Raw genomic sequence first — 6,768 nt, 5'->3', positions numbered from 1 at the left:
GCATGGCTAAGCTGGTTGGTGCGATCCTCGATCGCCCGGGCCAATATGCCGATTTCATCGGCTGCATCAAGGCCAGGAAGCGTTTCCTCTCGCTGCTCGGCCTGTACTGCAGAAGCCAATTCGGTCAGGGGCCGAATGACCCGGCTTGCGCTGGCCCGCCCAATCAGTAAAGCCAAGGCGATGCCGCCCAGAAACGCCAGGCTCAAGGCAACATAGGTACGGTCTTCTATCGCCTCGAAGTCGCTTTCGTCATCCACTAGGGCATAGCGCTGGCCGTCCGCCTCACGAATCAATACGCGCAGGGTCCGACCGTTCAGGCGTAATTCGTGGGTCCCCGGGCTCAAGCGCTGCAAGGGCTGTGGTATCTGTTGGCCGACGAAGAAACTGAGGTCGCTTACCTGCAGTTGTACTGCACTGTTGGAGCCTGAAGTCCACGACTCAGCGACGCGAGCGAGGCGCTTATCGATTAGCTGGTTTTCGATCTCCGCCATCACGAAGAACGCTGAGCCGGCGAACACTCCACCGATGATCGCCGCTAACAGCACAAAGGCAGCGACCATTCGGCCGCGTATCGAATGACGATTCTTCATCGGCAGCCACCACGCAACGGCCCGTTCTGGGTGTGTTACACAGTTTAGGCTGGGGCGGCGGGAACGCTGTGTGATGAGCATGCCCACGCGACGCAGCGCTACCCAGGCAGGATCAACGGTTGCGGAGGTATCAAGTTGCAACGAACTTCAGGGTAAAGCGGCTACCGCCGGTCGCTGCGGGGTCGTGCCGTACCGTCCAGCCCAGGTGTTCGGCCACGCGCTTGACGATGGATAGTCCCAGCCCAGAACCGTCCGTGAAATCCTCACTGCCTCGAACGAAACGATCAAACAGTCGAGCCCGCACGATCTCCGGCAAACCGGTGCCACTGTCCTCCACCACGATTTGGCAGGTGGCCAAGTGAACCCTGATGGTGCCTTGCTCGGTGTGTTGGCAGGCGTTGCGGATCAGATTGCTCACCATAATGGTGACCAGCTCCGGAATGGCCTGCACTGAGACCTCTTCGGGCGCCTCGAACTGGAGCGTCAGCGGTTTGCCCCGCAGCAACGGCTGGCAGCGTTCCAGCTCACGCTCAACCAAGGGGCGCAAAAAAACGGACAATGATCACCGCCAACAACACGTAGGCAGCGATCATTCGGCCACGCAGCGAGTCACTCGGATGCATCGTCGTCGACCAGCCGGTAGCCAATGCCCGGCACCGTGACCACCATCGGCCAGGAACTCGGGAAAGGTTTATCAATGACCTGCCGGAGCGCGTGGATATGGCTACGCAAGGCATCACTGAGCGGGGGCTCGTCCTTCCAGAGCTCCCGCTCCAGATCTTCGCGGGTCGCCAAATGTGGTGCCGCGCGTAATAGCGCGGCAAGCAGTTTGTAGCCGAATGGCGTGAGTTCGAGGCGTTGCCCCGCGCGCCGCGCCTCGAAAGTCCTGGTGTCGAACTCCAGCTCGCCGAAGCGCAACACCTGGACCGGGCCGGACGCGCTGGCCCGCCTCACCAGCGCATCCAGACGCGCCTCCAGTTCAATCAGAGAGTACGGCTTCACCAAATTAGTCATCGGCGCCTGCACGCAAACCGGCGACTTTGTCGTGAACCGTATCGCGGGTGGTGAGCATGGGCACTGGGGGGTTGCACTGCTGCTCTTCACGCAAGCGGCGGCAAACCTCGAGACCATCGAGGCCGGGCAGCATGCCATCGAGCACGAACACGTCGAAACGCTGCTCTGCCATTAGAGTCAGCCCGGCATAGCCGGTCCGCGCATTGTCGAGCTGATGCCCGAGTGGCTCAAAGTACTCGTACAGGTTGGCGACGATATCCGGGTTGTCTTCGATGTTCAGAATTCGCAAGGCCTGGTTCACTTTTGCTGCGTGAATGTCGATTACGCGTCCGCGCGTATGGGCCACGGGTAGCGGCCGTCACGCCTTACTGAGCCGCGTCACTCTTGCTGCAGTTGGGCTCCATGGTGAAGGTGCGGGAAACATCCACCGCCCCCAAGTTCTCCAGCGTACGGCGGCCGATGAGCACCGGGTAGAGCATTTTTCCGCGGTTCTTCAAGGAAAACTGCTCGTTATAGACCTGGTTGCCAATGCACATTTTCATCATCACCACGGGCCGACGCTCGGCGCCGCCGGCCCCACGGACTTTCACATTGCGCTCAATCCGACGCTCGAACGGCACACTGACGAGCTTGCCGGTGTCGCTATCTTTCACCTCAACATTGAAGCGCACCCACTGTTCCCCGTTCTTCTCGAAGCGTTCGAGATCCTTGGCGTCCATGGATGACGTCAGTGCCCCGGTATCCAGTTTGATCTTCACCGAGACTTTCTCAGGGAGCAGCAATCCCTCTTCGATCCAACCAAACAGCTTGGGTGGGTTGTTGGTCGCAGAATGGGCGTGAGGGCTGATCAGTAAGGCGAGAGCCGCCGCCGCGAGCCAGTGATATGTTGAGCGTGCCATAGGGACTCCTCCAGGATGCATGGGGCAGCACCCTGCACCGCGAGGCGTCAAAAAATCGTTAACGCAGTACCCTAGTTGCGCGCTTGTGAGATGAGGTCCGCTCGCCATAGCCGTCCATTCGACAACGTTTTTTTCACGGCCTCTAGGGCAAAGTGGTGGCAATTTCTGCCGTGCTACGACTTAGAGGTCGCTAAATCTCCGTCTTCCCCAGGCTGCGGTGGCGTGGACCGATTATCTTGGCCGCTGTGGTCCTGACATCGGTCGCTGCGTACCCAGCGTGGCGCTATCTGCATCCGGTTACGGCGGCAGAGGGCTGGGAGTACCGGCTGTTCTCGCAGGGTATTTCGATAATCAGCGCCCTGGCCCTGGACAGCCAAGGCACGCAGTTCGTCAGCCAAGAGCAGCCCGATCGCACGGGCAAGATTCTGCGTCTGCAGGCTGACGCCCGCGGTACCGAAGTGTTGACGGGCTTGTCCAAGCCGGACGGTCAGATGTTGTTTCGAGATGGTCGCGTCGAAACCTTGTTCGAGGCTGACAGCGTTGAGGCCGTCGTCACCGATGGCCATCTGCTATATGCGATCGAAGACGGGCCACAAGGGCGGCTGCTGCGTTACGACCCAGACACCCGGCAGTTCACCGTCTTGCGCGAGGGCCTGGACAAGGGCGAAGGCATCACTATCTGCCCGGATGGGCGGTTGTTCTATACGGACAAAGCCAATGGCCGGGTCAAGCAGTGGCAGCCGGCAGGACAAGACCCGCTTGTCGTCGAAGACTTGAACGCGCCTGGTTTCGTGCAATGCACGAAAGACGGTCTTTGGATCACTGAAGATGCCACGCACGGGGCCCGCCTGCTGTTACTGGACCCCAGCGGCCGCCTTGAGGTGATTCTCCAGCACCTGCGTGCGCCGCAAACCGTCATCCCTCTTAGCAGCGGGCGCTATCACCTGGCGGAACACGGGCGCAACCGCGTCCTTGAAATCTTCCGACGGCCGAATGGATCTTGATCGGCACGATCCGCAACCATTTGATCGTCTCGTTCGGTACCTACGTACCAGTTCCGACCATCCGACTTAATCACCCAAAGGCAAAAGATATGAAAGTGCTTGCACCATGGAAGAACTGAATCGCTCGCTGTTCCTGATGATCAATGCCAGCGCACACCCCTCCTCATGGATGCTCTTTATGGCGACCGTCCTGGCCGAGTGGGTTATCTATGGTGTACCTCTGTTGCTGGCCGGGCTGTGGCTCTGGGGCGGGCGCGGGAACAGAGTGGCGGCATTGGCCGGCGTGCTGAGTATTGCGTTCGCACTAGGATGCAGCCAACTGGTCAGTATGCACTGGCCACACCCGAGGCCATTCATGATCGGGTTGGGACACGCATTCTTAGCACATACACCAGAGGCCTCCTTCCCGAGCGATCATGCAACCGTATTCTTTACCTTGGGCCTGGTTTTGATGTGGGCTTCACTGCGCAAGGCCAGTGCACTGGTCTTGCTGCTTGGCATTGTAGTCGGATGGGCTCGCGTCTACCTTGGCGTGCATTTCCCACTCGACCTCGTCGGGGCACTATGGGTGGCGGCCGTCAGCAGTTGCGTCGTAGTGCTACTGTTGAGCAATGGGCAGCTCAGGTCGCGATTACTGGATTGCCTTGAAAGTCTGTATCGGTGCCTGTTCGCATTTCTAATCGCCAAGGGATGGATTCGGCCTTAAACACCCATGCTGGTTTCCATGGCCTCGTGCGCGATGAGGGGGATTGGCGTCCGAACTGGTGCACAGCCTGCTGCCGGTGTTTTTGGCGGGGACGCTGGGGGCTGTAAGTCGCCCTCCTGGCGAGCCTTGAGGCTCCATTGGCGTGGTCCGAGAAACGAGGATCACTGACTGATCCTGGCAACCAGCCAACGGTCAACTGCCGGCCGTGCCGAGCATCTGCTCGAATCAAACAGCACCTTCGCGCAAACGGGCTAAGCTGAAAGCGTCCAAAAGAACGGACACTCTTCAGAGCCATCACGATCCTCCCCAACGAGTGTGCTCGCGGTCGTGATGGCTTTTTTTCCGTATGCGATGATGTGATGGCCCAATATTTACTCTTGGTGTTGCGGCTTCCCCTGGCTGAGCCAAGGGTAGAAGACGGTGGGATGCGCGGCATCGTTCGGATGCCTAATTAGCCACTTGTGATAGGTACAAATGGCCCTCGCGATGGGGGAAGCCGAGTCGGTTGGGCTAAACTCCTCCAACGAGGTTCTAGTGCTTGTGGCTCTGTCCAACCTGCGACGAAGACTCTTCGACCCGATGATTTTCACTAGCGGTGAGCTGATGAAGGATCTGGCAAGCGGCGGCTTCTCGGCCTTCAGAGCAGCTTTGTCTCAGTTCGATCAGTTGCACCTGTAACGCCTGCAGGCTGGCAATGCGCGCCCTGACGTGTTCGATATGCTCGTCGACCAGTTCATTGACACCCGCGCAATTGCTGGTCGGATGATCCCGAAACCCCAACAGCTGGCGAATTTCTTCCAGCGTCATGTCGAGCGTTCTGCAGTTGCGAATGAACGCCAGCCTCTCCACATGTGCCTGGGTGTAGAGCCGGTAGTTCCCGTCACTTCGATCTGGCGCGGGGAGCAGGCCTTCGCGCTCGTAATACCGGATCGTCACAACCTGGCAGTTCGCCATTTTCGCCAACTCGCCAATTTTCATCGCCGTCTCCAAACAAAGGCTTGACCCTATAGTGGCTATAGGATGTTCACTGCGCAATAGCAGAGGAGACCCCACAATGGCTAATTGTTGCGACGACACCCCTAAGGCCGGTTCCTGTGGCAGCGCGCCGACACCGACTTGCTGCGACGCGGGTTGCTCAGCGCCTCCGGAACAAAGCGGCCAGCTGAGCACATTCCGCATCGAGCAGATGGACTGCCCCACGGAAGAAGCGCTTATCCGCAGCAAGTTGGAGAAAATCCCGGAAGTGCAGGAGCTGCAGTTCAATCTGCTGAACCGTACTCTTGGCGTTCGGCACGCATCGTTGTCGCCTCAAACCCTTGTCGAGGCCATCGCGTCCGTGGGCATGCGGGCGGAACCCCTGGCGGCCACCGCAACTACACGGGTGGCGATCGCGCAGATGGACTGCCCTACCGAGGAACGGCTGATCACCGACAAACTGTCGGGGATGCCGGGCATCGCCGCCCTGCAGTTCAACCTGCTGCAACGCACCCTCACGATTAGCCATGAGCCGGATGCGCTTACGCCGGCCTTGAGTGCCATCCGAGAACTCGGATTCACTCCCCAACTGGAAGCAGAGGCAAAAGCGTCGACTGAAGCTTACTCGCCTGTAAAAGGCCACTGGTGGCGGCTGGGGCTGTCGGGGGTGGCGGCAGTCTCGGCCGAGATTCTCCATTTCACCCAGTTGGTGCCCGAATGGGTGGTGGCGGTCATCTCCGTTGCCGCTGTGCTGCTTTGCGGACTGGCCATCTACAAGAAAGGCTGGATCGCCCTCAAAAATCGCAACCTCAACATTAATGCCCTGATGAGCATTGCCGTTACGGGCGCAATTCTGATTGGACAATGGCCCGAAGCGGCCATGGTCATGTTCCTGTTTGCGGTCGCCGAGCTAATCGAAGCCAAATCCCTGGATCGCGCACGCAACGCCATTCGTGGCCTGATGGACCTCGCGCCCGAGAAAGCGACCGTCCAGCAAGTCGATGGAAGTTGGGTAGAAACGGACGTGGCCGCTGTCGCAATCGGTAGTCGGGTTCGGGCGCGCCCCGGCGAACGCATCAGTCTCGACGGCGAGGTAGTCAGAGGGAACTCGACGATCAACCAGGCCCCCATCACCGGCGAGAGCCTGCCCGTGGAGAAGACCGTGGGCGATCCGGTGTTCGCCGGCACCATCAACCAGGCCGGGGAACTGGAGTATCGGGTCACTGCAGAAGCCAGCCACTCCACCCTGGCGCGCATCATTCATGCGGTTGAAGAGGCCCAAGGCGCTCGCGCGCCGACCCAGCGATTCGTTGACCAGTTCTCCCGCATCTACACGTCAGCCGTGTTCGTTTTCTCGCTGGCCGTAGCAATCCTGCCGCCCTTGCTGATGGGCGGCGAGTGGTTCGAATGGATCTATCGGGCCTTGGTACTCCTGGTGGTGGCCTGCCCCTGCGCGCTGGTGATCTCGACCCCAGTCACCATCGTCAGCGGCCTGGCGGCAGCTGCCCGCAAAGGCATTCTGATCAAGGGCGGCGTGTACCTGGAAAGCGGTCGCAAGCTCACCCACTTGGCCTTGGACA

At 59.8% G+C, this 6,768-nt stretch carries 6 protein-coding genes and 2 pseudogenes; 3 read left to right on the top strand and 5 right to left on the bottom strand.

The window, feature by feature from the left end:
- The 4 genes and pseudogenes from MnOB_RS27820 to rloA3 all read right to left on the bottom strand — a co-directional run.
- Window positions 1-590, bottom strand: a pseudogene (locus tag MnOB_RS27820) (hypothetical protein); the annotation flags it as partial.
- Window positions 591-720: 130 nt separating this feature from the next.
- On the bottom strand, window positions 721-1,149 hold the full coding sequence (locus MnOB_RS27815) for a sensor histidine kinase (protein WP_158713867.1): 429 nt from the start codon (window positions 1,147-1,149) through the stop codon (window positions 721-723).
- Between the two features lie 50 nt (window positions 1,150-1,199).
- Window positions 1,200-1,893, bottom strand: a pseudogene (locus MnOB_RS27810) (response regulator transcription factor).
- A gap of 76 nt (window positions 1,894-1,969) precedes the next feature.
- Complete coding sequence (rloA3, locus tag MnOB_RS27805) at window positions 1,970-2,503, bottom strand: retropepsin-like aspartic peptidase RloA3 (RefSeq protein ID WP_077527772.1); 534 nt, start codon at window positions 2,501-2,503, stop codon at window positions 1,970-1,972.
- A 245-nt stretch (window positions 2,504-2,748) separates the two neighbouring features.
- On the opposite strand from rloA3, the gene MnOB_RS27800 reads away from it, so the two are divergent.
- Window positions 2,749-3,507: an NHL repeat-containing protein gene (locus MnOB_RS27800; protein WP_234358344.1), complete on the top strand. Its 759-nt coding sequence runs from the start codon at window positions 2,749-2,751 to the stop codon at window positions 3,505-3,507.
- 106 nt (window positions 3,508-3,613) lie between these two features.
- Window positions 3,614-4,213 carry a phosphatase PAP2 family protein gene (locus MnOB_RS27795; protein WP_077527770.1) on the top strand — a complete coding sequence of 200 codons (600 nt, stop codon included), beginning with the start codon at window positions 3,614-3,616 and terminating at the stop codon, window positions 4,211-4,213.
- Window positions 4,214-4,744: 531 nt separating this feature from the next.
- Here the strand turns inward: MnOB_RS27795 and cadR are convergent.
- Complete coding sequence (gene cadR, locus MnOB_RS27790; protein WP_077527769.1) at window positions 4,745-5,191, bottom strand: Cd(II)/Pb(II)-responsive transcriptional regulator; 447 nt, start codon at window positions 5,189-5,191, stop codon at window positions 4,745-4,747.
- Window positions 5,192-5,399: 208 nt separating this feature from the next.
- Here cadR and MnOB_RS27785 point away from each other — a divergent pair.
- Window positions 5,400-6,768 (top strand): heavy metal translocating P-type ATPase (locus MnOB_RS27785; protein WP_234358343.1); only part of this gene is annotated, 1,369 nt, incomplete at its 3' end.

The sequence above is a fragment of the Metapseudomonas resinovorans genome (assembly GCF_002003485.1).
Classification (GTDB): Bacteria; Pseudomonadota; Gammaproteobacteria; order Pseudomonadales; family Pseudomonadaceae; genus Metapseudomonas; species Metapseudomonas resinovorans_D.
Note: the sequence above shows the minus strand (reverse complement) of the source record. Positions and strands in the feature narration are given on the sequence as shown.